The sequence below is a fragment of the Halomonas korlensis genome, assembly GCF_900116705.1.
Taxonomy (GTDB): domain Bacteria; phylum Pseudomonadota; class Gammaproteobacteria; order Pseudomonadales; family Halomonadaceae; genus Halomonas; species Halomonas korlensis.
Genome location: NZ_FPBP01000003.1, coordinates 37,170 through 62,351 on the forward strand (window position 1 = coordinate 37,170; position 25,182 = coordinate 62,351).

Annotated in this window: 21 protein-coding genes and 1 pseudogene; 9 read left to right on the forward strand and 13 right to left on the reverse strand. The window is 60.6% G+C overall.

The window, feature by feature from the left end:
• Positions 1-304 precede the first annotated feature (304 nt).
• The 10 genes from BM341_RS04905 to BM341_RS04950 form a co-directional block, all read right to left on the reverse strand.
• Positions 305-1,696, reverse strand: coding sequence for an acetyl-CoA carboxylase biotin carboxylase subunit (locus tag BM341_RS04905; protein ID WP_089793519.1), 1,392 nt, complete (start codon positions 1,694-1,696; stop codon positions 305-307).
• Between the two features lie 17 nt (positions 1,697-1,713).
• On the reverse strand, positions 1,714-3,072 hold the full coding sequence (locus BM341_RS04910; protein ID WP_089793522.1) for a hypothetical protein: 1,359 nt from the start codon (positions 3,070-3,072) through the stop codon (positions 1,714-1,716).
• Between the two features lie 7 nt (positions 3,073-3,079).
• Positions 3,080-5,038: a TRAP transporter permease gene (locus BM341_RS04915; protein ID WP_089793524.1), complete on the reverse strand. Its 1,959-nt coding sequence runs from the start codon at positions 5,036-5,038 to the stop codon at positions 3,080-3,082.
• Positions 5,039-5,065: 27 nt separating this feature from the next.
• Complete coding sequence (locus BM341_RS04920) at positions 5,066-6,055, reverse strand: TAXI family TRAP transporter solute-binding subunit (protein ID WP_089793526.1); 990 nt, start codon at positions 6,053-6,055, stop codon at positions 5,066-5,068.
• Between the two features lie 73 nt (positions 6,056-6,128).
• A complete protein-coding gene (locus tag BM341_RS04925) occupies positions 6,129-7,118 on the reverse strand; it encodes a TAXI family TRAP transporter solute-binding subunit (protein WP_089793528.1) in 990 nt (329 codons plus the stop codon).
• 95 nt (positions 7,119-7,213) lie between these two features.
• On the reverse strand, positions 7,214-8,839 hold the full coding sequence (locus BM341_RS04930; RefSeq protein ID WP_217646172.1) for an acyl-CoA carboxylase subunit beta: 1,626 nt from the start codon (positions 8,837-8,839) through the stop codon (positions 7,214-7,216).
• On the reverse strand, positions 8,821-9,042 hold the full coding sequence (locus BM341_RS04935; protein WP_089793531.1) for an acyl-CoA carboxylase biotin carboxyl carrier protein subunit: 222 nt from the start codon (positions 9,040-9,042) through the stop codon (positions 8,821-8,823). Before BM341_RS04935 ends, BM341_RS04930 begins: the two co-directional genes overlap by 19 nt.
• A gap of 39 nt (positions 9,043-9,081) precedes the next feature.
• A complete protein-coding gene (locus tag BM341_RS04940) occupies positions 9,082-10,626 on the reverse strand; it encodes an acyl-CoA carboxylase subunit beta (protein ID WP_089793533.1) in 1,545 nt (514 codons plus the stop codon).
• Positions 10,627-10,644: 18 nt separating this feature from the next.
• Positions 10,645-11,922, reverse strand: a complete 1,278-nt coding sequence (locus BM341_RS04945) for a CaiB/BaiF CoA transferase family protein (protein WP_217646173.1) — start codon at positions 11,920-11,922, stop codon at positions 10,645-10,647.
• Positions 11,923-11,955: 33 nt separating this feature from the next.
• The gene (locus tag BM341_RS04950) at positions 11,956-12,651 is read right to left on the reverse strand and encodes a GntR family transcriptional regulator (protein WP_089793536.1); all 696 of its coding nucleotides are present in this window, start codon (positions 12,649-12,651) and stop codon (positions 11,956-11,958) included.
• A 237-nt stretch (positions 12,652-12,888) separates the two neighbouring features.
• Between BM341_RS04950 and BM341_RS04955 the strand changes: the two genes are divergently transcribed.
• The 8 genes and pseudogenes from BM341_RS04955 to radC all read left to right on the forward strand — a co-directional run bounded on the left by BM341_RS04955 (position 12,889) and on the right by radC (position 19,104).
• Entirely contained in the window at positions 12,889-13,917 is a 1,029-nt protein-coding gene (locus BM341_RS04955) for a YeiH family protein (RefSeq protein WP_089793539.1), read from the forward strand.
• 268 nt (positions 13,918-14,185) lie between these two features.
• A pseudogene (locus BM341_RS04960) lies at positions 14,186-15,045 on the forward strand (IS5 family transposase).
• A gap of 266 nt (positions 15,046-15,311) precedes the next feature.
• Complete coding sequence (locus BM341_RS04965; RefSeq protein ID WP_089793541.1) at positions 15,312-15,632, forward strand: hypothetical protein; 321 nt, start codon at positions 15,312-15,314, stop codon at positions 15,630-15,632.
• A 77-nt stretch (positions 15,633-15,709) separates the two neighbouring features.
• Positions 15,710-16,678: a DUF932 domain-containing protein gene (locus BM341_RS04970; protein ID WP_089793542.1), complete on the forward strand. Its 969-nt coding sequence runs from the start codon at positions 15,710-15,712 to the stop codon at positions 16,676-16,678.
• A 170-nt stretch (positions 16,679-16,848) separates the two neighbouring features.
• A complete protein-coding gene (locus BM341_RS04975) occupies positions 16,849-17,034 on the forward strand; it encodes a hypothetical protein (protein WP_089793544.1) in 186 nt (61 codons plus the stop codon).
• Positions 17,035-17,044: 10 nt separating this feature from the next.
• Positions 17,045-17,806: an ERF family protein gene (locus BM341_RS04980; RefSeq protein WP_089793546.1), complete on the forward strand. Its 762-nt coding sequence runs from the start codon at positions 17,045-17,047 to the stop codon at positions 17,804-17,806.
• A gap of 177 nt (positions 17,807-17,983) precedes the next feature.
• Positions 17,984-18,595, forward strand: coding sequence for a lambda exonuclease family protein (locus BM341_RS04985; protein ID WP_089793548.1), 612 nt, complete (start codon positions 17,984-17,986; stop codon positions 18,593-18,595).
• A gap of 89 nt (positions 18,596-18,684) precedes the next feature.
• The gene (radC, locus tag BM341_RS04990) at positions 18,685-19,104 is read left to right on the forward strand and encodes a RadC family protein (protein ID WP_425431976.1); all 420 of its coding nucleotides are present in this window, start codon (positions 18,685-18,687) and stop codon (positions 19,102-19,104) included.
• 156 nt (positions 19,105-19,260) lie between these two features.
• Here the strand turns inward: radC and BM341_RS04995 are convergent, their stop codons facing one another.
• The 3 genes from BM341_RS04995 to BM341_RS19780 form a co-directional block, all read right to left on the reverse strand.
• Complete coding sequence (locus BM341_RS04995; RefSeq protein ID WP_089793552.1) at positions 19,261-21,138, reverse strand: UvrD-helicase domain-containing protein; 1,878 nt, start codon at positions 21,136-21,138, stop codon at positions 19,261-19,263.
• A complete protein-coding gene (locus tag BM341_RS05000; RefSeq protein WP_425431977.1) occupies positions 21,135-23,450 on the reverse strand; it encodes an ATP-dependent nuclease in 2,316 nt (771 codons plus the stop codon). Before BM341_RS05000 ends, BM341_RS04995 begins: the two co-directional genes overlap by 4 nt.
• 177 nt (positions 23,451-23,627) lie before the next feature.
• A complete protein-coding gene (locus BM341_RS19780) occupies positions 23,628-23,951 on the reverse strand; it encodes a DUF427 domain-containing protein (RefSeq protein ID WP_089793556.1) in 324 nt (107 codons plus the stop codon).
• Between the two features lie 407 nt (positions 23,952-24,358).
• Between BM341_RS19780 and BM341_RS05010 the strand changes: the two genes are divergently transcribed.
• Complete coding sequence (locus tag BM341_RS05010) at positions 24,359-25,027, forward strand: metallophosphoesterase (protein ID WP_089794178.1); 669 nt, start codon at positions 24,359-24,361, stop codon at positions 25,025-25,027.
• Positions 25,028-25,182 lie beyond the last annotated feature (155 nt).

Consider the following 25,182-nt stretch of genomic DNA (forward strand, 5'->3'; position numbering starts at 1 on the left):
ACTAGGCAAATGGCGCCGAGGACGTGTACCTCCGCCACGATGGACAGCGCCCCGCCGATACCAATTCGTGCCGCACCCGGATTCTAGCTGGCACGCCTGCGCCCGACAGGCGAGCGGATTGCCTATGAAAGTAGGCCCGTGCATGAAGCGACCGACACCCACCGCGGGAAATCGCCGCCAATGACGAGGAAAGCCAAAGGCATTTACGCAGCAAAGCGTTTCTACGAAGAGCGGTCACGGCGGCAAGACCCAACACCACGTGAAGCCGAACCGTCCGTCACAGGACGCCACGCCCCAGCATCCCTCAGCTGCCAACCCTGCTTATTGGCACCGCCTTACGGTCCGCCAAAAACTCAGCGACGAAACCGGTCGTCACGGCACCTGTGCCCATGCGGCTGTCGTCCAGCACCCCGCGGAGAAAGTTTACGTTGGTGGACAGACCCTCTATTACCAACTCGTCCAGTGCTTGCCTGAGCCGAGCGATCGCCTGTGCCCGATCAGCGCCGTGGGCGATCAGCTTGGCAACCATCGGATCGTAGAACGGCGTGATCCGATCGCCAGCACGCACGCCGGTGTCCACCCGCAGCGCGTCGTCCTGGTTCGGCCAATGCAGGCCCGCGATCAGCCCCGGCGAGGGCAGGAAGTTTTTTTCTGGGCGTTCGGCGTACAGCCGGCACTCAACGGCGTGACCTCGTACCACGATTCGTTCCTGCGGCACTGGCTTCAAGGTCCCGGCGGCTTGCTGAATCTGCCAAGCTACGAGGTCGACCCCGGTGACTAACTCGGTGCAGGGGTGCTCGACTTGGATGCGGGTGTTCATCTCCAAGAAATAGGCCTGCTCCCGGTCAGTGTCGTAGATAAACTCAACCGTGCCGGCACCGCTGTACCGCTGGTGGTGCACCAGCGACACGGCGGCTCGGAAGAGCTCGGCCCGTACCGCATCGGAGACATTCGGCGCCGGGGCTTCCTCGATGATTTTCTGAAAACGCCGCTGCACCGAGCAGTCACGATCGTACAAGTGCACGCCCTGGCCGTCGCCAAAGCCGAACACCTGCACTTCGATGTGACGAGCGTTGGTCACATAGCGCTCCAAATAAACGCTGGAGTCACCGAAAGACTTGCCGGCCATGGATTGCGTCGCTTCCACCACGTTCCGTAACTGGGCCGGATCGTCCACCAGCCGCATGCCGATGCCACCCCCGCCCGCGGCAGCCTTAACAAGCAGCGGAAAGCCCACCTCCTCGGCGGCCTCCGCCAGACCGGCCATGTCGCCGAGGGTGAAGCGCGGGCTGCCCGGCAGGATCGGCACGCCCGCGGCCTTGGCGATATCTCGCGCCCGCTCCTTATCACCCATGTCTTCAATGGAGATGGGCGCCGGCCCCACCCAGACCAGTCCAGCGGCAATCACCGAGCGGGCGAAGTCAGCATTCTCAGAGAGAAAGCCGTAGCCGGGGTGAATGGCGCCGGCACCGGTGCAGCGGGCAGCGTCCAGGATCGCCTCGGCCTTGAGATAGCTTTCGCGGGCTGCAGCCGGCCCAACCTCTACGGATTCATCGGCCATTTCCACGTGCAGTGCCTCGCGGTCGGCCTCGGAATAAACGGCGACGGTCCGAATTCCCAAGGCGTGGCAGCTAAGGATGATGCGGCACGCAATTTCGCCACGGTTGGCGATTAGCAGTTTCTTAAAGGCGGGCATGAAACCTCCCAAACTTTTCAAGTAGTGAAGACGGCGTTGAGCGCCGCCAGGATGAGCGTGCCCGTGGCCGCAAAAAGCAGCACGAGCACCATGTTGCGGCCGAGAATCATTTCCTGACGCGTGATCGACAGCATGTCGGCGGCCACCATTAACAGCAGGCCGGCCACGGCCACCATGGCGCCGCAAGACCAGCCGAGCAGCACGGCCCCGGCCAGGATTAGGTCAGCCATCCCAGTGTCGGTGGAGGTAAACACCGCCAGGAGTACAGAGCCCGCGACAATCGGGTGGATGGCGGCGGCGGCGGCCGCGATCATGCCGCCGACGACTAGCGCAATCTGTAGCAGCGGTGGCAGCCCCGCCCCGAGCAGTCCCTCCACCAGGCCCTCCACGCTTGGGCTGGCACGCATAACGGCGCCCAGCGCGAAGGCAAGCGATACGATGGAGATCTCCGCGCCCAGCCCATCCAGCCCGCGGCGGGTGACCGCGATAGCCTGAGCGCGACCGACTGCCGGCTGCCGCAGCAAGAGCAGCAGGGCTAGCGGCAGCAGCGTCAGAGCGGCCGATTCGAGGGTGGACAGGCTGCTCAGACTCCTCAACACCACCACGCTTGTAGCGGCTACTAGCACCATGGGAATGATGGGCCGCAGCGACGCCACCGCCCGCAGCACCACGCGACGCTTTTTGCAAAGGCCTAGCAGCAGCACCGCCACCAGCAGGCCGAACACCGCCATCCCTAGGCCCAGCAGCACGCATTGCCACAGCGGCACCTGCGGCATGAACTCTGAGACCACGGCCATGGCCACGAATACCGGTGACCACAGCAGCGAGAGGGCGATGCCGGAGATGGTGGCTAAAGCGGTGGCACGGCGGGTCTCGGCGTCGGCGTCTGCCTCCAGCACCGGAGACATGATGGCCAAGGCTCCGACTGATAGCGCTGCACCTAGTACGTGTGAACCGATCAGCATCCAGCCCGGCCGCTCCGTCAGCGGCGCCGCCATCACCCGGCTACGGTAGGAGAGCACGCTCTCGTCGCCAGCCAAGACGCTGCGCAGCAGATATACCGCTGGCAGGAAGGCAGCGAACACCAGTGAGGCTTGCAGTCCGGCCAGCAGCGCCGGCCAGGCCTCATCAACCGCCACCAGCGCGGCGATGGCCAGGAGCAGGGCAAGCCCGAGGATCCGATTGGCCCAGCCAGTTACTGCGAAGGCCAGCAGTAGATATAGCGAGAAACCGAAGGTCGCCATGCCGCCCAACCACGGTGGGTCGAACAGCAGGCGGATCAGCTCCGCCGGCCATAGCACCAAAAGCAGCCGCCCCATCAGTCCGGCGATCACCGGACTAGGCTGCCAAGCCAGGCTGGAGGTCGCGGAGCTCATGACGGCCTCACAACCCCCTAGCACGGGAGGGCTTGCCAACCTCTACCCCGTTCGGGGCCTTCTTCAGCAGCTGTACCGTCACGGTAGCAATGGCCACAGCCAACGCGAACGCGTCGGCTAGCATGTAGTCCGCTGCTACACCTATACCTGCTAGCACCAGCACCACGGCGACAAGCGACGGAATGCGTCGGCGAAAGAAACGGCCTGAGCCTACTGCCAAGAGCCACGATGCCACGAAAGCCATAAAGGCGGTCCAGGCAATGTTTTGCCAAGTACCTTCCAACAGCACCGATGGGCGGAACACGAAGAAAAAGGGCAGCAGATACTTCATCAGCGCCAGTCGCATGCTGTCTACGCACACCGGCCACCAAGGCGTCCGGGCAATCGCAGCAGCGGTAAATACTGCGGTACATACAGGCGGAGTGAGCGCCGACAAGAGAGCTGAGTAGAACACGAAGAAGTGTGCCACTAGCGGGTCCAAGCCTAGCTGGATTAGCGCCGGCGCAGCGACGGCGGCGGCTAACAAGTAGGCGGCGGTGGTGGGCATGCCCATGCCCATCACCAGCGCCACAACCGCTGCTAGCAGGGTACCCAGTAGCAGGCCGCCGCCGTCGCCGACACTGATGATGGCCTCGCTGAGCTTGATGCCGATGCCGGTGACGCCGATCAAGGAGAGCACTATCTGCGCCGCCACCAACAGCGGCATGAGCTTGCCGATGCTCACCGCCGCCATCTCTATGCCCTTGAGCAGGCTGCGCAGGCGCTGGACAAAATTAACCCGCTCAACGCCCCCCATGATCAGATAGAGGCCGAGATTGGTGCAGATACCGAGGAAGGCCGCGTACTCAGGTGTATAACCGGAGAACATGATGCCGATGGTGATGCCAAGCGTGAGCAACAGCGGCCCGACCCGGCGGAAGGTCAACACCTCGCGCGCCTTGGGGATCTCGGACGCGTCGAACGCACGCATCTGTTCCCGACGCGCCTCGACGTCGATCGACAGCCAGACGCAGACGAAGAACATGATCGCCGGGAGGATCGCCGCGTATACGACTGTGGTGTAAGGCACACCCAGCAGCTCGGCCATGACGAAAGCACCGGCGCCCATGATGGGAGGAGTGATTTGACCGCCGGAGGAGCCGGTGGCCTCCACCGCGCCCGCAAAGCTGGGTCGATAGCCCAGCCGCTTCATGGAAGGGATTGTAAAATTGCCGGTTGTAGCCACATTGGCCACGGCGGCACCATTGAGCATGCCGAACATGGCGCTGGAGATACAAGAAACTTTCGCCGCACCCCCGGGAAAGCGGCCTGCAATGAGCATTGCCAGATCCATGAAACTATTGGCTGCGCCAGTAGCCATCAGGAAGGCGCCGAAGATGATGAAGATGGCGATTAGGTTGGCCGACAGCCCGGTCACTGTGCCCCACATCCCCTCCGCGCCCAGATACAGGTGCTCGATCAAGTAGTCGAGGGGCATGCCCGGATGGCCCCAGTAGCCCGGAATCAGGTTTCCGTACAAGGCGTAGGCGAGCATACCAACCGCCAGAATGGGCAGCGCCCAGCCGGTGGTGCGCCGGGCCGCATAGATCACGAGGGCCGTTAATCCGATGGCAAAGACCATCTCGTGCGCTTCAGCGATGACTCCGAAGGACTCGGTGAGGCGTGTCTCCTCCTTGAGGATATAGCCGGTGGCTACGGCCGCAAAGATGGCTATCGCGAGTTGCAGCGCTCGTTTCACGCCCGCACGAATCCCACCGCCCCGCACGGCGCCGAATCCGCACACAGCCAAGAAAACCAGCAACAGGCCAACGTGAAAGGCCCGCTGGCTTAGCGGTGAAAGCCGGCCGAAGCCGGCGGTGTACATATGGAAAACCACCAAAACTATTGCCAGGAAAAGCCCCAAGAGCCAAAGGGGCTTGGGCATACTCCGAAGATTGTCGTCACTTTCATAATCGTCGCTCATCATGCAGCCCTCGCAGAACGCCTGTCGTTGTTAATTCATTTCTGGCGGCACTAGTCGCTCGGGCACGTTGAGTCCGCGCTCACGGTAGAACTCTACGGCGCCCGCATGCAGAGGGATGGTGATTAGCTCCACCGAGTCACTGAGCGGGTCGATCTTGCCGAAACTGGGAAAGGCGGCGACCTGTGGCTCGCGGTTATCGAAGATGCCCGTTAGAACATCCTTAACCTGCTCCTTACTCAGGGCATCGCGGGTAGTGATCTGGCCAATCACCTGCACCGGCGTGGTCACCTCTCCGAAGCCTTCAAATTGACCAGCGGGATAGGTTAAGAAATTGATAAAAGGCAGCTCAGACTTGACCTGTTCTACCTGTTCGGGCGTGAAGCTCAAGAGGTTGAGATCGGTTGTGGCCTTGAGCTCCAAGGTGGTGCCATCCAGGCTGCCGGCGCCACCGGCCTTGGCGTAGCCGACGGCACGACCATCCTTCACCGCGTCGACGGCATCGGCAAGGTTGGCGCGGAAGTAGTTCGGCTTGACTTCCAGCGCTTCGAGCATCTGCATGACCAGCTGCTCAGTGGCCGAGCCGCGCTGACCGGGAGTGAAGGACTCGCCCTCTAGCCCCTCAATAGTGCTTATACCCGAATCTTCACGCACTACCCACGCCTGAGTGGAGGGGGCGTGAATCCACAATCCGCGCAGCTCCTTATTGGCATTGCCCTCGTAGGCGCCGATGCCGTTATAAGCCTGGTAAAAAGTAGCGAAGGTGCCAGTGCCGATCTGGATCTGCTCGCGATGCAGACGGTTCAGGTTATCCACGGCGCCGCCGGTGGCCAGCACGGTGACATCGAGCATATCCGAGCTTTCGTTGATCGCCTTGGTGGCCGCGGCTCCGTAGGTGTAGTGCACCGAGCTCAGCGCCGAAGCGCCGAAACCGACTCGCTCCTTGGCGGCGGCAACTAGGGGCAGGCTAGTTAGAGCAGCCGCCAAGATTGCGTTACGTGTTAAGATATTGATTGTAATCATTATTCTACTCCTAGTGAGTCAGTATGCCGGCGAAGCGTCCGGTTGCGCTCCGCCTCGAGTGGGGTAGCTTTTGTTATTTAATCTCCGGCGGTACGAGGCGTTCAGGCACCTCAATACCTCGGGAGCGGTAAAATTTCACTGCCCCCGCATGCAGCGGAATCGAGATCAGGTCCACACTATCCTGCATGACATCAAGCTTGCCGAAGCTTGGGAAGGCGGCCACCTGTGGATCTGGGTTGTCGACGATGCCCTCCAACAGCGCCATCACTTGCTCCTCGGTCATACCGTCGGAGGTGGTGAATTCGCCCACCACCTGCACCGGAGTAGTGAAGGCGGGGAAGCCCTCAATCTGGCCATCTTTCAAGGTCTGGAAGCTGATGAAGGGCAGCTTGGTCCGGATCTGTTCCACCTGCTCCGGCGTAAAGCTGAGATTGTTCAGCGGCGTCGTGGCCAAGACTTCCAAGGTAGTGCCATCGAGGCTGGCGGTTCCCCCAGCCTTGGCATAACCCAGAGTGCGGCCGTTCTTGAGTGCGTCTACCGCGTCGGACAGGCTCATGCGGGTGAGCTGCGGCTTAATGTCGAGTGCCTCCAGCATTTGAATCACCAGCTGCTCGGTGGCCGAGCCGCGTTGTCCCGGTGTAAAGGGTTTGCCCTGCAGATCCTGCAGGTTCTTGATGCCGGAGTCCTTACGCACGACCCATGCCTGCATGGCGGGTGAATGCACCCACAGGCCGCGCAATTTTGGATTGGCCTGGCCTTCGAACTTGCCAATACCTTTGTAGGCTTGGTAGATGGTCGCGTAGGTACCGAGACCGAAGTTGATCTGACCGCGGCGAATACGCTGCAGGTTGTCGACCGCGCCGCCGGTGGCCATCACCGTGACCTCCAGCTTGTCGCCCACCTTCTCGTTGATCGCCTTGGTGGCGGCCGCCGAGTAGGTGTAGTGAACCGAGCTCAGCGCGGTGGCGCCGAAGGCGATGCGCTCAGGTGCACCCTGCGCCGCGCCGACGTTGCTCAAAATGAGAGCGAGCGCGATTCCTTTTAACCAGTGTCGCTTGAACATTTGATTTGCCTCTTTATCTTTTGTTTTAGCATTGAACTTAATGATCAAGGCAGCCAGTGAGTTATGCTTGTGTCCGGCCCGCCTCCTGGCTTTCTCTAAGGCGCCACCCCGCAGCGGGCCCGCGGCCCGAGCTCGGCCCGCAGACGCCGCTCAGCTAGGGTGATGAACTCGCAAAGCACCGGTCGCGTTTCCCGGGGATCGATAATCTCCTCGACAGCGAAGGCTTCAGCGGTGCGGAAGGGCGAGGCATAAGGTCTGAGCTCGTTCTCGATCTCCTTCTCCTTCGCCTGAGGATCTGTCGCGGCCATAATCTCGCGGCGGAAGGCGGCGGCCACACCGCCCTCGACTGGCAGTGAACCCCACTCGGCGCTGGGCCAAGCCAACTTGAGGTCGACGTCGCTCTTGTTGCAGGTCGCCATGCCGGCCATTCCGTAGCACTTACGAATGACGAGAGTCAGCGTAGGCACCTTGAGGTTGCCAGCGGAGTAGACGGCGCGCATGCCTTCACGCAAAGTGCCTTCCTCCTCCGCTTTCCGGCCTACCATGAAGCCGGGTACGTCAACGAAGAAGATCAACGGAATGTGAAACGTGTCGCAAAGCTCCATGAAGTGGATCTGCTTGCGCGCCGCTTTCGCATCCATCGCGCCGCCGTAGACCATGGGATTGTTGGCGATGATGCCGACGGGTCGGCCATTTAGGCGCGCTAACATGGTGATCACGGCCTTGCCAAAGGTCGGCTGGATCTCAAACTCGGAGCCCTCGTCCATCACCATCTTCACCAGCCTATGCATACTGTAGGCCTGGGTGCGCTTCTCCGGGACGATAGATGCCAGGCGCTCCTCGCAGCGGTCCACCGGATCGTTAGGCGCCGTCACCGGCGGCAGCTCCCATACGTTGGAAGGCATGAAGCTCAGGAACCGGCGGATCTGTTCTAAGGCCTCGTCTTCGGAGCTGGCTGCGTTGTGTATAGTGCCGGCCGTATCCACCGCTACCTTGGCGCCACCGAGCTCTTCCTTGTCGATCACCTGGCCCAGCGAGCGTTCCACTACAGGCGGCCCGGCCGCAAAGACCTGGCTGGAGTCGCGCACCATCACCGAGAAGTGAGACAGTATCGCTCGGCCGGCTGGGCCGCCAGCGGCGGTACCTAGCACGGCTGAGACTACCGGCGCTGTACCCAGCAGCTCCACCGAGCGCTCGAATCCGTGCACGCCGGGGAAGACGCTGTGGCCGCGGCGCTTGATGGAGGTGACACTGCCGCCGGCGCCGTCGATCAAATTGATCAGCGGAATCCGGTAGTGGAAGGCCAAATCTTCGACGAAGCCTCCCTGGCCGCCCTTGCGGCGGGTGCTGCCGAAGGTGGTGCCGCCCCGTACGGTGAAGTCCTCGCCGCCCAGCGCCACAGGCCGGTTGTCGATCTTCGCCAGGCCGGCTACGTAAGGGGCCGGCGTAACGGAAACCAGGTGGTTGTTCTCGTCGTACTTACCGGTGCCGGCCAAGGTGCCGACCTCACGGAAAGTGCCTTCGTCAGTCAGCGCAGCAATGCGCTCACGCACGGTTAGGCGGTTAGCCTTGTGCTGACGCTCAATCGCCTCGGGACCGCCCATGGCCTGGCTCTGCTCGCGGCGGAAGGCCAGCTCGGCAAGCCGATCCTCCTGCTCTGGAGCAGGCGCATTAGCGCCGACTGCAGGCTCGGCCGCCTCGCTCATGATTCGATCACGCATAGGACTTGATCCTCCTCAATGGACGCGCCCTGCTCGACGGTAATTTCAGCAACCACTCCAGAGGCGGTGGCCTCCAGCGGAATCTCCATCTTCATAGACTCCAGAATCATTACCGCCTCGCCTTCCTCGACCCGATCCCCCACCGCGTGCTCGATCTTCCAAGCCGTCCCAGTGACGGGGGACATGAGTTCTGTCTTAGCCATTTCGTTGCTCCTAATTGATGTTGTCTGCCTTCAGAGGCGTTAAAAGGTGGTCGGCCAAGCGGCCATGTGGTGCTTGCCAATGCCGCCGCTGCGGCGCATCTCGTGCACCTCAAGCATGCGGATGAGATAGTCGCGAGTGGCCTGGGGGGCGATCACCGATTGCACAGCGTACATCTCCGCCATACCCCAGACGTCGCTCTCCTTTTCCATCTGGGCCCGCAGCCGAGCCTGCTCTTCTTCGCTGGACTCACGGCCCCAGGTGACCACCTGCACCGAATAGGTCGGGTCCATGAAGCTCACCTCGGCACTGGGCCAGGCGGCGACTTCGTCAGAGTTCTTGCCGCCGCCCATGTTGAGGTACGCCTGCCCGTAGCTCTTTCGCATGATTACGGAGAGCTTCGGCACCGAACATAGCTGCAGGGCCGTCATGAAATTCATGATCTTACCTGGCGCTTTCATGCGCTCTCCCTCGACACCGATAACGAATCCAGGGGTATCCACCAGCATGACGATCGGGATGTTGAAGGAGTCGCACATCACCAGGAACCGGGTGATCTTCTCGCAGCTCGGCACGTCCATCGCGCCGGCCTTGCCCATCGGATTGTTTGCGACGATGCCAACGCTACGGCCGTCCAGACGGGCCAGGCCGGTCACAGCAGTGCGACCGAAGCGGGGCTTGAACTCGAAGAAGCTGTCGTCATCTACAATGGCGTTGATGACCTTGCGAACTTCATAGACCCGCCGGCGGCTGTCAGGAACGATCTCCGACAGCTTGGCAGCCTGGGCGTTGGAACTGGTCGGTACCGCAGCCCGAGGCGGCGCCTCATTGCTGTGGGAAGGCAAATAGGAAAGGAAGCGGCGAATCAGATCCAGTGCCTCCTCGTCCGTCTCTGCGACGCGGTCGACTAGGCCAGTTACCTCGCTGTGCAGCTTCCAGCCGCCTAATTCCTCCGACTCTACCTTCTGGCCGATGGCCAAGGAGGCCAAGGCCGGGCTGGCTACTGCCAGCACGGACCCCTTGCGTATCACCGTGAAGTCGGACAGGCAGGAGTACCATGCGGAAGAGCCGTAGCATTGGCCGAGTATGGCCGAGGCCCAGGGAGTCTCGCGGCGGCGTACGTACTGCTGTCCGTCATTGCCCAAGAGCGCGCCCATGCCCTGCGAGCCCATGTTGTCGGGCATCCGGGCACCGGAGGATTCCCCGAAGAAGACCAGCGGAAAGCCCCGCTCGGTCGCCACACGCTTCACATGTCCCATCTTCTTCATATTGGTCAGCGAGCTAGAGGCGCCCTTGACGGTGAAGTCGTTGGAGACCATTCCCACCGGACGACCGTCGACTCGGGCGAAGCCGGCGACCTTTCCATCCGCCGGGGTCTTCTCGCGATCCTCTGGTACCACCGAGGAGACGCCCAGAAGTCCGCTCTCGATGAAACTGTTTTGATCCACCAAGTAATCAACGCGCTCGCGGGCGTTCAAGATGCCAGCGGCCTTGCGGCGGGCCAGCTTCTCCTCGCCGCCCATGGATAAGGCCCGGCGCTCACGCTGAGCCAGCTCTTTGAGCTGCTCGGTCAATGTTTCGGCCATTTGCTACTCCTGTTTTTTCTAGACGTGGGCGGAGCCGGCCGCAGCGGGCTGCTCGCCCGGCTCAATGTAGATAATTTCGGAGGCGGCCAGCTGACTGATCTCGTTATCGCTAAGTCCCAACTCCTCTGCGAGCACCGCTGCCGTGTCCTGACCAATGTCGTGACCGGCCCAACGCACAGTACCTGGCGTGCGCGAAAGACGCGGTACCACGTTGGCCATGGTGACAGGACCCAACACCGGGTCCTCGGGCTCGACCAGCATCTCGCGGGCTCGATAGTGCGGATCGGAGAAGATGTCCTGCATGTTGAAGATGCGCGATGCAGGCACGGCGGCGGCGTCGAGGACACGCTCGAGCTCGGTGAGGGGTAGGCTCTGCGTCCACTCGTTCACCAAGGCGTCTGTCTCGTCCTCGTGCTTGGAGCGGGCAGTTGGCGTCGCGAACCGCGGATCCTCTAGTAGTTCCGGCTTGCCCATCACCTTCGCCAGGCGCTGGAAGACTGTCTGCGAGGCGGCCGTGATATGAATGTGGCGTCCTTCGCTAGAGGTATAGAGCGAGTTGGGCGTGTGGTCGGGCAGCCGCGGCCCAGCGCGACGGGCAATGTGTCCCAGCTGCTGAAAGGCTGGTATGTGCGGCTCCATGAAGCTGAAGGCCGCTTCGTACAGCGCCGAGTCGACCACTTGGCCACGGCCGGTGTGCTGACGCTCGACCATGGCCATGGTCGCGCCGAAAGCACCGTAGAGGCCAGTAATGTAGTCGGTCATGGACGTCGCCACCCGCGCCGGCGGCCGGTCCGGATCGCCCGTGATCTCTCGAATTCCGCTCACCGCCTCGCACACCACGCCATACCCAGGGCGCTGGCTGTAGGGCCCGTCCTGGCCATAGCCGCTGATGCGCACTAGAATTAATCCCGGGTTGGCAGCCCCGAGAATGTCGTAGCCCAGCCCCAAGCGCTCCAGCGTGCCAGGGCGGAAGTTCTCGATGACTACATCGGCCTTCTCGCACAGATCGCGCGCCAACTCACGCCCGCGCTCGGTACGCAAATCGATCGACACGATGCGCTTGTTGCGCAGAATGGACGCCCCATACAGAGAGCGGCCATCCTTGCGCTTACCCATGGAGCGAACCGCATCACCCTCTTTTTGCTCAATCTTGATCACGTCGGCGCCAAAGTCGGCCAGCAGCCTAGCGCAGAACGGCCCAGCGACGGTGGAGCCCAGCTCGATGACTCGGCAACCGGTGAGGGGACCGTGGATGCAAGACTCTTCGGACTCGTTTTGTTTATTTTTAAACAACACTATTCCTCCTCGACCTACCGCCGCGGCACGCCGCTACAGTAAGTACTTCTTATATTCGCAAAAACTATCACGGGCACTGCGGATGTTTTTCTGCTTCAGTTGCTCGGCGAGTTCAGCATTACCCTCGCGCATGGCCTGCAACACCTCCTGGTGCTGGCGCATCCCTTTTAGGGCACGCCCTGGCACCAACACTAAGCGCCGGATCAACACCCTTGTACGGTCATAGAGACTGTCGAGCTGCGCGGCGAGAATTGGATTATTTGCAGCGACTATCGCCCGATGGCGAAACTCGGTTACGCAGTCGACATAGAAATCCAAATCCCCTCGCTCCATCGCATCCTCTATTGGCTTACCAAAAAGCTCATCTAGGTCTGCCCAAGCCTCCGGTGGAGTCTTTTCTGTTGCCAACCGCACGGCTAGAGCCTCAAGCACTTCACGCACTTCAAAGAGAGCGAGCACTTCGTCCACTTCCAGCCGCGTAACAACCGCACCACGATTAGGTATGCGCTCGATTAAGCCGCGATCCTCCAGCACACCAAACGCTTCTCGTATCCGAGGCCGTGACACATTGAATTCTTCAGATAGTACCGCCTCGCGCAACTTGGAGCCGGGGGGCAACTCATGCTCCACGATCCGATGGCGCAGAATGTCGACAATACTTTCTTTGCTCGGGCCTTTACCCCTCGCGCTTGAATTTCGGTTTTTTCCGGGAATAGAGCCAGTAGCCATCGTTTTCTCCATATTGCCTTCAAGCTAGATCTGGGTTACATATTTGTCAACACTATTGAAAACAACTTAGTCTACCCTTTTGTCATGCTCGTCCCTCCAGCGGTGGGAAAGGATATCCTAATCAAAATTAGCTAAAGCCTGAGCTACAAGTTGGATAGAGGCTTCGAACGTTTGCCGACGGTGAACGATAGACGCCCCGCGCAGCCGTCGCCCCGCGCAGCCAAAGGAAACTGAGAAATGAATAATTACAAACGCGCCGCCCTCCGAGTCTCCGACAATCAGATATTTACCAAGCTACGCCGCTCATTCCCCGGCGTGCTGGTATGCGTCACTATCGCCATGGCAGCCTCGTTTCTCTCCGGTCACTACGGCGGACCGTTGATGCTCTATGCACTATTATTCGGCATGGCTTTCAACTTCCTCGCCGATAACGAGCGTTGTATGCCGGGAATAGAGTTGTCAGCACGCAAGGTGCTGCGTGTGGGCGTGGCGCTGCTAGGTGCACGTATTACCTTTGCACAGGTAGCAGCGCTTGGGATGCAGACGGTGCTGATGGTAGTAGCGACGGTGGCTTTAACCATAGGCTTTGGGTGGCTACTGGCACGACGGCTGGGGCTCCGGAGTGATCACGGTCTCTTGAGCGGAGGCGCCGTTGCCATCTGTGGTGCCTCCGCAGCGCTAGCAATCTCCTCGGTGCTGCCACGCCACCCTGATGCCGAGCGCAATCTTATCCTCACCGTCGTCAGTGTCACCACGCTTTCAACGGTGGCGATGGTGGTCTATCCATTGATAGCCAGCGCCCTCGGCATGAGCGACCACATCGCAGGCGTCTTCCTCGGGGCGACTATTCACGATGTCGCTCAGGTGGTTGGCGCCGGCTATATGATTTCGACCGAGACCGGTGACACCTCTACTATCGTCAAGCTGCTCCGGGTGGCACTGCTAGTGCCAGTGGTCCTCGCCTTTGGCATTCTTCTGGGACGTGGCGGCAGCGGTACCAAAGCACCGTTGCTGCCTAGATTTCTGCTTGGCTTCGCGGTGCTAGTGGCAGCCAACAGCTTTGGCTGGGTGCCAGAGACAGCCCGCAATATCTTGGCCGACCTCTCGGGCGCTCTACTTGTCACCGCCATTGCGGCTCTCGGCATTAAGACCTCATTTCACAGATTAGCCAACGTCGGTTGGAAGCCGGTGATGATGATAGTTGCCGAGACGCTCTTCCTCGCTCTGCTGGTTCTGATCGTGTTGCAGACTGACCTGTCCGCCTGATGCCGCGCACGGAGAGAGATTACAACTGCAGTAGTTGCTCGCCGCTGATAGAGCTGGATGGGCTAAAGGTCAAGCTTCTGGCGGTGGCACTGATGCCGATACGGTCGGCGAGGGTCAGTGCCTAGCTTGTAGTCTTGGGAGTAGCGGGTACTGGTCTTCTTCGTAGAAGCTGCTTGCCTTGCTATAGGTCACCTCGCCTATTTACTACGCTTTGTCTGAAAAATGACGTCCTGCTAGCCTTTCCTCCATCAGGCTTGGAAGTGCTGTCATGGCAGGACGTTACGAGATTTCCGATCAGGGCTGGGCATTGATTGAAGATATCGTTTCGCCTGACACGCCCGCTGGGCGTGGACGCCCTCGGCGCGATGACCGGCAGATGCTCAACGGCATCTTCTGGATCCTCTGCTCCGGTGCCAAGTGTCGGGATCTTCCCGAGCGCTTCGGCCCGTGGAAGACGGTCTACCAACGCTTTCGGTAGTGGCGAGATGACGGCACTCTCGAGCGTATCCTGTCACGCCTTCACCTGAAGCTTCGGGAAGATGGCTACATGGATCTCGATACCTGGATGGCGGATTCCACCTCGATTCGCGCGACTCGCTCTGCCGCCGGTGGCGGTAAAAAAGGGGCGCTTGGGAACCGGTAGATCATGCGCTTGGACGAAGCCGAGGCGGCCTGAGCACCAAGATCCACCTCGTTTGTGACACCCATGGTGTGCCCCTGAGCTTCCTGCTGTCGCCTGGCCAGCACGCCGACTCGCGCTATCTCATTCCTGTCATGGAGAAGGTCCGCTTGCCAGGCCATAGGGGACGTCCACGCAAGCGATGCCGCTATCTACTGGCCGACCGAGGTTACGATAGTGATCGGTTGCGTCGGTACTGCGACCGGCACGGGATACGGCCGACGATCCGACACCGACAGATGCGCCGCCGCCCCAAGCCAGGGCTGCCACGCCTGTTCGAATGTCCACGCTATCGGCGTCGCAATGTGATCGAGCGTCTGTTTGGCTGGATGAAGGAAAAGCGGCGACTCTGTACTCGCTACGACCAGCTGGCAAAAAGTTACCGTGCCATGGTCACGCTGGCCTGCATCGAGCGCTGTCTGCGGATCTATTTTTCAGACAAAGCGTAAGTACCGCCTCATTCTGAGGGGACAGCCCGAGGTAAAACGAGAGAGGTATTCCGCTCACCATGAACCTTTGCATTGTTCAGATCTTCGCTTTCTATCCCTCCTTTTCACCAGAAAATAACTCCATTTTCTCAATGGAATAAAGACGAACCGGAGAGTCTCGGCACCCGCTCACAACATAGGCAACGTTTGTACTTTTTTTCAGGCCTATATCACTCCTGTGAACCGAGCCATTTCCAGGCTTCATCCACCGGCACAGGAGACATGACATGCCCCCACCCTGCTCGCGCTGTGTCTCGCAGCGCGTGATCAATCTCGAGACCGCTCGCAAATTGGGGATGGTTACAGGTGCGCTGGTCGGGACCCTCCAGAGCGCCTATGTGTCGCTCTACTCTCCTGCGAGGGGGAGCCTCACCGCGTCACCGCACTTCCCGCTCAGTCGCATCGCCGTGGCGGTCGTCGCCGGCGCCTCGGGTGGCATCGCCGGTGCCGCCGCCGGGCATCGTCTGGTCGAGCACCTGTTTCCGCCCGGCGATGGCACCCCTTGGCTGTGCCTGGGCTGTGGCCACGCCTTTCGTGAGCTGGCCTGATCCGGATCCCCGGTTCCCCCATCCCGTTATTCCCATTACCGGCAGTCAGCCGGCTTTTTTCGTCAAGGAGCATTCTCATGGCCCATCAGCTCGAACACATGGCCTACGTCGGCGATACCCCCTGGCATGGCCTGGGGCAACAACTTTCGCCTCACCAACCCCTGGCGGTCTGGCGGCAGCAGGCCGGCATGGACTGGCACATCGAGGAGGCGCCGGTGCGCTTCATCACCGAGGGCGTCGGTCATCTGGGCAGCATCCATGCCTTCCCCGAGCAGAAGGTGCTCTACCGCTCCGACACCCAGGCACCGCTGTCAGTGGTCTCCCAGCGCTACAAGGTGGTGCAGCCGGAAGAGGTGCTGGAGTTTTACCGCGACCTGACCGAGTACGCCGGCTATGAGCTGGAGACCGCCGGGGTGCTCAAGGGCGGACGCAAGTTCTGGGCACTGGCCCGCAGTGGGCTGGGCATGGCCCTGAAGGGCCAGGATCAGGTCAATGCCTACCTGTTGCTGGCGACCTCCTGCGACGGCTCACTGGCGACGGTAGCCACGCCCACCTCGATACGGGTGGTCTGCAACAACACCCTGACCATTGCCGTCGATGGTATGACCCAGGGCGTGAGAGTGCCGCACAGCACTGCGTTTAGGCCGCAATTGGTCAAGCAGCAGCTGGGCATCTCGGTCTCGCAGTGGGACGACTTCATGCAGCGCATGAAGACCCTGGCCGAGCGCAAGGTCAGCCAGGACGAAGTGACGTCGTACTTCCAGTCGGTGATCTGCAACGCCGAGACCCCACAGGACGATCCTTCCAAGCTGCCCCACGCCCGGGCGCTCAATCGTGTGCAGGCGCTCTACCACGGCGAAGGGCGCGGCTCGCGGCTGTGTACTGCGCAGGGCACCGCCTGGGGGCTGCTCAACGCGGTCACCGAGTACGTCGACCACGACAAGCGGGCGCGCAGTAACGACACACGCATGGACTCCGCCTGGTTCGGCCAGGGAGCCAGCCTCAAGGACAAGGCGCTGGCCTCGGCGATGGCGCTGGTGAGCTGAGCCTCGGAGCGCCCGCCATCACGGCTCGCGTTCTTGGCGTGCTGCTTTTAGTCCCCGCACTTCCTACCCTTCGTTTCCTTCACTTCCTTCGCTTTCTTTATGTCCTTCCCCCACCACGGCATCGCGCCCGGCCCCTCACGGCCGGGCGTTTTCTTTTAGAGGAGGTACCCATGCCACCGACCCTGTCATTCGAGACCTGCCACGCCCTGACCCTGCTGACGCGCCAGCTGCTGGAGGCCGGCGAGTCACAGACCCACACCCACGTGCTGGCCAAGGGCCAGGTCTATCGCGTGGTCGTGTCGCTGGCGTCGGTCCCGGCCGACCAGCTTCAGGACGTCATCACCCAATACTTGTAAGGAGAGCCCCATGCCAACTCGGATTCAACCTCAACCCCCCCAGGCCAATGCCAATGGCCAGCAATCCCCTCAACCGGCGGCTCAGCCGCTTCAGGAAAGCACCGCGATCATCCAGGTGATCGAGCGGGCCGCCCTCAATCCCGAAGTCGACATCGACAAGATGGAGCGCCTGCTGCAGATGCAGGAGCGTGTCATGGACCGCCAGGCGCTGATGGCCTACAGCGCCGCCATGGCGGCCATGCAGACCGAGCTGCCGAGCATCACCGAACGCGGCCAGGGCAATAACGGTGCCTACGCCACCCTGGAGGACATCGTCGACACCGTGCGCCCGATCATGCAGAAGCACGGCTTCGCGGTGAGCTTTCGCATCCAGACCCAGGAGCGCGGCATCCAGATCACCGGCGTGCTGATGCACCAGGACGGCCACCGCGAGGAGACCAGCATGCTGCTGCCGGCCGATACCAGCGGCAGCAAGAACGCCGTGCAGGCCTTCGGCTCCTCGACCAGCTACGGCAAGCGTTACGTGCTCTGTGCTCTGCTCAACATCACCACCCGTGGCCAGGACGACAACGGCCAGTCCGCAGCCGCGGTCAAGGGCGTCACCACCTTCCAGGCCAGCCAGCTCAAGCAGCTGATCGCGGCCTGTCCCGCCACCACCCAGGAATGGTTTGTCGGCAAGTACGGCGATGCCGAGCGGGTCCCCCGCAGCGATTTCGACAAGCTGCGCGCCTCGCTCCACAAGCGGGCGCAACCCAACCGTCAATCCCACTGACCCCGTGGATCACCATAGATCCATCACGTCATTGATCTATCAGCGTCACTGAACCACTGACACCTCACTGACGGCAGGCGAGGGCAGCGCCCCTCGCCGCTTATGCCGTCTTTCGCCTTCAGCACTCTTCCCCATCCAGGACTTAACCCGATATTTCCTATTCACAAGGAGCGCATCATGCAGATCCTGACCCTGGAACAGGGCACGCCCGAGTGGCATGCCGCGCGTCTGGGTATCGTCACCATGTCCGAGCTCAAGACGCTATTGGTCAAGGGCAAAGGACCCGCCGGCTTCGGTGCCGGGGCGCTGAGCTACATGCACCAATTGATCGGTGAGCGCATCACCGGTGAACCCAGCGATGTGTTTTCGGGCAATGGCCACACCCAGCGCGGTCACGCACTGGAGCCCGTCGCCCGTGAGCTCTACCAAGAAGCCACGGGCCTGCCGCGCCTGGAGCAGGTCGGCATCCTCTTGAACCACGGGGTTGGCTATTCCCCTGACTGCCTGGTCGACAGTCACGGCCTGGTCGAGATCAAGACCAAGCTTCCCAGGTTCCAGATCGAACTGCTGCTGGCCGGTGAGCTGCCCCAGGAGCACGTCGCCCAGTGCCAGGGCGGCCTGTGGGTCAGCGAACGCGAGTGGATCGACTTCGTCAGCTACTGGCCGGGAATGCCACTGTTCGTCAAGCGGGCCTACCGCGACGAGGCGATGATTTGCACCATCGCCGAGCGGGTCGCGGCGTTCTACGACGAACTGGAGCGCCGCATGGTGCGGGTGATGGCGGCCTGAGGAGTGAGACCATGACCCATCGCAAACTGACCGCCGGCGAAATCGCCGGTACTTACCATGTCACTGCCCCGGTGACCGAAGCGGAGCTGATGGGCATCGCCCAGGGTTTCGCCAAACGTAAGCTGGCCCGGGGCCGCAAGCTCACCCAGCCGGCACTGGTCTTCGAGTACCTGCAGGTGCTGTTTCAGGGCTACGAGCACGAGGTGTTCAGCGTGCTGTTCCTCGACACCCAGCACCGCGTCATCCGCTTCGAGACCCTGTTTCGCGGCACGATCGACTCGGCGAGCGTCTACCCCCGGGAGGTGGTGAAGCGGGCGCTAGCCCACAACGCCGGGGCGGTGGTGCTGGTCCACAACCATCCCAGTGGCGATCCCGCCCCCAGCGACGCCGACCGGCGTATCACCCAGCGCCTCAAGGAAGCGCTGGGACTGATGGAGATTCGGGTCATCGACCACATTGTCGTCGGCAGCGAGGGCTGCACATCCTTTGCGGAGCGGGGGTATCTATGAACGGAAACCACGCATAACGCCGGTACCGCCCATATAGGGCGGCACCGGTTTTCTGTGCTCATTTTCTTTTTTTGAGATGGCAACAATCGGCCAAAAGCACTCACTGCCGACGCGCGTAGCCGCAGAAGGAACCCAACCTATTCCTCACACGGAGGACTAGCCCAAATGTTCAACACTACGGATTACGGCCTCGGGGAATAGACTTCGCTCAATGATCGCGGCACGAGCCGCTGGGACATCTGGAACAAAGGCAACAACTGCCAGGTCCTTCATCGCACGCGAGCAGCACACATAGAACAGGCGGCGGGTTCGATCGAGTACGGACTCTTCCCCTGCCGCGATCCTGGCTTCGTCGTTCTCCGAGAGCGGGATGTACTCAAAATACTTACCGTAAGAGTATTGTCGGAAGCCAGCCTCCTCATCGTCGATAACAACCAAGACTCGCTCGAACTGGGCTCCTTTCACACCATGATGTGTCGCGAACGGTGATTCTTCGTTGTAGTAACGCCGGTAGGCCCAAAGCTCGTCTACGCTGCACTCTAGGTACGCTTGAACGTTCTCGAAGCCGCTACTGCCGTCGTCCACCGGCTCGGCGACCAAATGGACATTAAAGCGGTCGTCAAGGCGCAGCAGATCGTTATCTCTCACATGCGTCAAGACATTTCTGACAGTCGCCCCCGGCTCCTCCTCCATCAGAGCTACGAGCCCATTAAGCGATTGTTGCAGCGCAGCAAGAACGGATGCCACTGCCTGCCCATGAAGGCGCTCGGGCTCAAGCTTAGGACATTCGCTACGCAAGGTCGACATCACGGTGAAACGATCGCCCGCTCGCGCTGCAACGACTAGCGGGAGTATTTGCTGGACAAGTGGTCTTAGCGGCCAGGCTGTTCCATCCTTCAGCCCTTCACTCAGACTCACCGGGGCTCGGTCATTAAGCGCTGCATACAGACTGGGGAAGCCAAGCCGGGTGGCCGCCATGCGGTGCACCAGCACAAGCAGGCGCACATCTTCCTCCCGCACATCGCTTAGCCAGAGATCATCACCGGTCTCGGCCGCTAACCACCGCCTAACGGCAGTGAGGCGAGCGCTCCGCTCCGCGTCCGCAGGCAGGATGAACAGATTGGTGGTACCGACAACTGAGTGCTCGATGCCATCAACGGTTATCGTCCGACCACGTACCTGCTCGAGCCCGTCGCCAGGGACGCGGATCGCATTGATGACCCCGAGCACCGATGTCGGGCACCGAAAGTTCTCAGGCTTTGTGATCTCCGCCCAGCCGTCGTTCGGCGGGACAGCGCCTGCTCCGCTCATATAGATTCTTTGCATTGGGTCTCCGAAGAACCCGACGCACAGACCAGAATGCTCTCCCCCAATATGCTGTAACGCCCCGACGACCTCCGGATTGGTGTCTTGGCTCTCATCGACAAAGATGTAAGGAAAGCGCTTAGCGACGAGCCGCCTCAGCAGCGGATGCGCTGCGATACAGGCTGGGGTGAGCTTGAGGATATCGTCGTGGCCGAGGATGCCATCGGCGTAGCTGCTACCGGTACCGTAGACGAACTTCTCGACTCTACCGATCGCACCCAGCTCGGCCTCGAGATCAGAAATCTCCTGTTCGAGGCGAGCCTTCGTTTTCGTCTGGGTCCGAGGCTTATCGTAGTGTGCACGTCGCGCCGTGATCTTTTCCTCGATGCGAGTGGCGACCCAGGCCGCGATATCCGAATGGAACGGCCGGATTAGCAACCATAGGAAACTGTGGATGGTTGAGATGTGGAATAGCGGCGAGACGCCAACGTCGGCCGAAATCTCACCGACAGCAACTTCTGTATAAGTGATGCAGGCGATTTGCTGACCGGCGCGACGCAGGCTGGGACCGCGGGTCTCATCCAGGTGCGCGATCGCCTTGATCAGCGAGGTTGTCTTCCCCGATCCAGCGCCGGCAACCATGACGAACGAACTCGGGGGCGTCCGATCGAGACACGCCCGAACATCCAGATCAGCTTGCGTATCGGGACTGCTGATCCGGCTCGTCACACTGCCACCTCGTCGCCAGCGGCGGTCCGCGTACCCTCGGGCTCGTCCGCCTGCAGCAGCTCCTCGTCTATAGTGTCGTCTGGCTCCGGCGGCGCGATCTCGGTCTCGAGCCAGCTCAAGCCCTCTGCGATATAGGTTGGAACCGACCAGCTGTCCGGGTCCTCAGCGAGCAAGGCGAGCGCAAAGTCGGTTTTGCTGAAGCTCTTAGCCTGCACTCGCTTGTGGATGCGCTCCGCAAGCTTGGCCAGGTCCATCTCTTCGGCCTTAGCGATGCGGAGTTGAAGCGGTCTGCGGTCCTTGTCCTGGCACCATTCAAGATTTTCGAGCGCAAACGCTTCCTCCAGTGTGCGCCCGGCGAGCGCCAGGGTTTCTCCTCCCCAGGTGACATCGGTCCGGCACTGATAGGCAACGCGTACCAAAGCGTCATTGTCGTTCGTCCGCGCCTGGATCTTCTGCTCATCTGTTGCATCCCACAGGGCGGAAACCGTGTCGCATTTCGGTATCCATTGGAGCAGAGTCTGATTGGACGTCGCCGCGCCTGGATGACCGGCGATGCATGTCTTCCCGGGCTTCTCCACCGCAACATCCTCATCATCATCGTCTATATTCTCAGCGCCGGCGTCGGCAGCCTGCGCCTTCTCAGCGGTTAGCTCCGCAGCTTCCGGTTGGCCAGCGGGCGCAGCGCCACCGTCGCCCTGTTCAAGTGGTCCGAACACGCTGTCGAGATCAGTAATGATGAGCGTCGTCAGCCCGAGAAATTCGATCAGCGCCTTAAATCGGTAGCCAAACGCCCCGCCGATCTCTAGGACGGTGAGATAGGTCGATTGCAGTCGCGGCGCGGCATTGGAAATCATCTGCGGCAATAGCAGCCGTTCGACATTGCCTTCGACCAGCACGACGCCGTCGGCGAAGAACAGATCGCAGTGCGCGAGTTTCAAATAGCGCTCGAGGAAGCTCCGGATGTTCGGATCGGTGCTGTCGTAGAAAACCGAAAGGTTTAGTACATCGGAGGTCGCCACATTCTGCGCACGGCTTCGACGAAAATAGCGGATCGGCCGGAAGCCTCGTTCGTAAAGAATATGAGTCGAGTGGGTCGTGACGACAACCTGGCTCGTATAGTGTGTGCGGTCCACATCCTTGAGCGCTAGGATGTCCATCACTTTGCGGATGAAAGCCTGTTGGAGCTGGGCATGGAGGTGCGCCTCGGGCTCCTCGATGAAAATCAGGTGAACCGGCGGGCGGTTCTCCTCGATCGCCAGCCATTGGGCGTGGAGGTCGAGCAGCTCGACGACCATAAAGATGAGGTTCTTGAAGCCGAGGCCGTTGTAACGATCAGGCAAGGTAGGCGGGTCGGGATTCCCGTCATCGGCTCCCAACGCATAATGGACGATCGCACCATCTCGACCGCTCATGATCTGGGCCGGGTCGAGGGCCGAACGGATCATCATGCGGGGGTTGGAGAGGCCTGGATAACCAAGCTTCGACAAGCTCTTGAGCGTCGGTTCGAAGACACGTTCGAGATGCTCGTTGAGCGAGACTTCGGATGCTGCAAGGGCGCTCAACGCCTCGATATCTTCACCTTTTTGTTCAAGGTTGCGCCCGTAGAAGCGGCTGAGAACGCGGGAGAGATCCTCGGCGCGAGAGCCACCTGGGCTGTCCGAGAGATGCCGCTGCGCGTTCAAGAAGTCAATATGGAGAAGACCGTTCAATATCTCACGGCCGCTCCGGTCACGGCCAGTGAGAAAGGCTGGATCATAGCCATCCTCTGCTACCATGTTTGAATTGAACCGTGCGGGATCGAGTACGAAATAGCGTAGCTCATACTCATCGTACAGCCTGTCGCGAAGGAACTCCCGCAGGTTCCGTGGCGAGGGATCGAAGACGGGCTCTCCGTCCTGGCCCTTAGTGACAGCATCGAGTGCCCGCTGGCGCACCTCGACATAGCGCGCATGCATCGCCGTAGGGTTGCTGGGTACGTAAGCAACACGCATCCCCACCAGCTTACCTTCCCAGGCAAGGCTGGGAAGAAGATCAATGATGCGGTGAACATCGTCCGGGCCGATTTCGAACCAAATGTCAATTTCTATTGTGGGAAGGCACGCTTCGCCATCACCTTCACCAAACGAAACGATGTCGTTCCAAACTTCAGCGCTGAAGTCATGTATATTGAAGCGGCCACTGCCAGTGAACAACTGGAGTGCGTGCCCGACCGATGTCTTGCCGCTGTTGTTGGAGCCGACAAAAATGGAGATGTCAGAAGCAAGATCAATAACAACATCCCTAAGTCGTCTGAAATTGCGAATGGCCAGCACCTTCAAGTGCATATTTCCTCCCACTAATCTTGTTTGATCCGCACCTCAGCGCTACCCAAAAGATGCCATCCGCACCGCCACAAAGATACAAAGCCTGTTCCCACAATAATGCCGGGGCAATGTATGAGTATTGACAAGCCTATTAGTCTCATCGGCTTTGATGTCCGCTTTGAGTCGTTAGCTGTCACTTCCTCTTCCACTTATAAGTGCCAACTTTCCCTCAGTTGCTTTCATCTCCTCCACAGGCTCCTCATAGTTCCAAGCCACATCAGCCATATCGCCAAACAAGAAAGTAGCTTCACCAGGGGAAGGGTAATAGATCACGATCCCGGGAGGCGCCATCAGGTCCATCCGCTTATCGACGCAGGCAAGATATTGCCGCGTTGGGTATCCGCATTCGCGGAGGTGACATCCAAGTTGGGATCGGTGAGCTGGGTGTCCGCCATGACCTTCTGCACCCAGCTGGGAGGTGAGGCGGGACTCGGTGGGGTCCGTCGTCATGCGGCCATTCCTTGCGAATCAGCGGTAATATTCTAATTAGCTAAATCACAGCCTAGCACCAATAAATGATTTATCCCATGCGTGAGATCAACCGACTGGCCGGAATTCCGAGCCTGGTCGAGGTTAGTGAGATTCGGCCTCGGCGACAGTCTGGCGCCAACATTGTCAGAGGGTTTTCGGTCAACCATGGTCGCTGATACACGTGGGCATAAGCCTTGCTGCTATTCACTGGGCACGCCAGTCGATGAAGACGCTGCTGCCTTCCTGCGCCAGGCTTGTGACGTATGTAGCCGGGACTGGATCAACCCTTGCGATACGGCAAGGGCCATGCTCGACCGCATCGTCGCCGAGTACTAGCGCTGGGAGTGGGCCCAGAGGAAGGTGGGATGACCAAGAGGGCTGAACAAATGGAGCTGATCACTAAGCATGAGGAGAACGCGAGCGGCCGCGACTTCTTTGTCGGTGATATTCATGGGCAATACGGGCTGCTGATGCAGGCGATGGCTCGAATTGAGTTCGATACGAGTCGGGATCGGCTCTTCTCGGTGGGCGACCTGGCCGACAGAGGAAAAGCGTCATTCGAATGCCTGTCGCTTGCCTTTGCGCCATGGTTCTACGGGGTGCGCGGAAACCATGAGATGTTGGCACATGCAGCCCTCAACGAAGGCAGCGGTCGCGCCTGGGATCTCTGGCAGATCAATGGCGGCAGCTGGGTATACCTCCACAACGTCCATGAGGTTCGCGCCCTCCTCGACGGAGCCTTGGCGCACCTGCCTTATGCCCGGATGGTCGAGGTGGATGGCAAGCATATCGGCGGCGTCCATGCCGATCCTCCGCAAAACTGGGAATCGCTCGCGCGGGAGGATCCCTCAGCCGACCGTCATGCCTTGGTCTGGGGCCGGACACGCATCAGCGAGATGGACAGGACCCCGATCGCCGGCATCGACGCCGTGGTCGTCGGTCACACCATCGTTGAGCAGCCGACCACACTGGGCAATGTCCTTTACATCGATACCGGTGCCTGCCACTCGGGCTGGTTGACGCTAATCGAAGCGCGAGAGGTGTTGGCGCGGTGATAGAGATCTTTGAGTCTTGGTCGCCCAGTACGAACCGCATTTGGCGCAATGTGGGGAAGCGTACCTTGCTCAGCCGGATGTGACGGTGCAGGTGTGAGCGTAGGTGATCTCTTACATCATGACGCTAATATATCGTGCTGCGCTCACGTATCAGG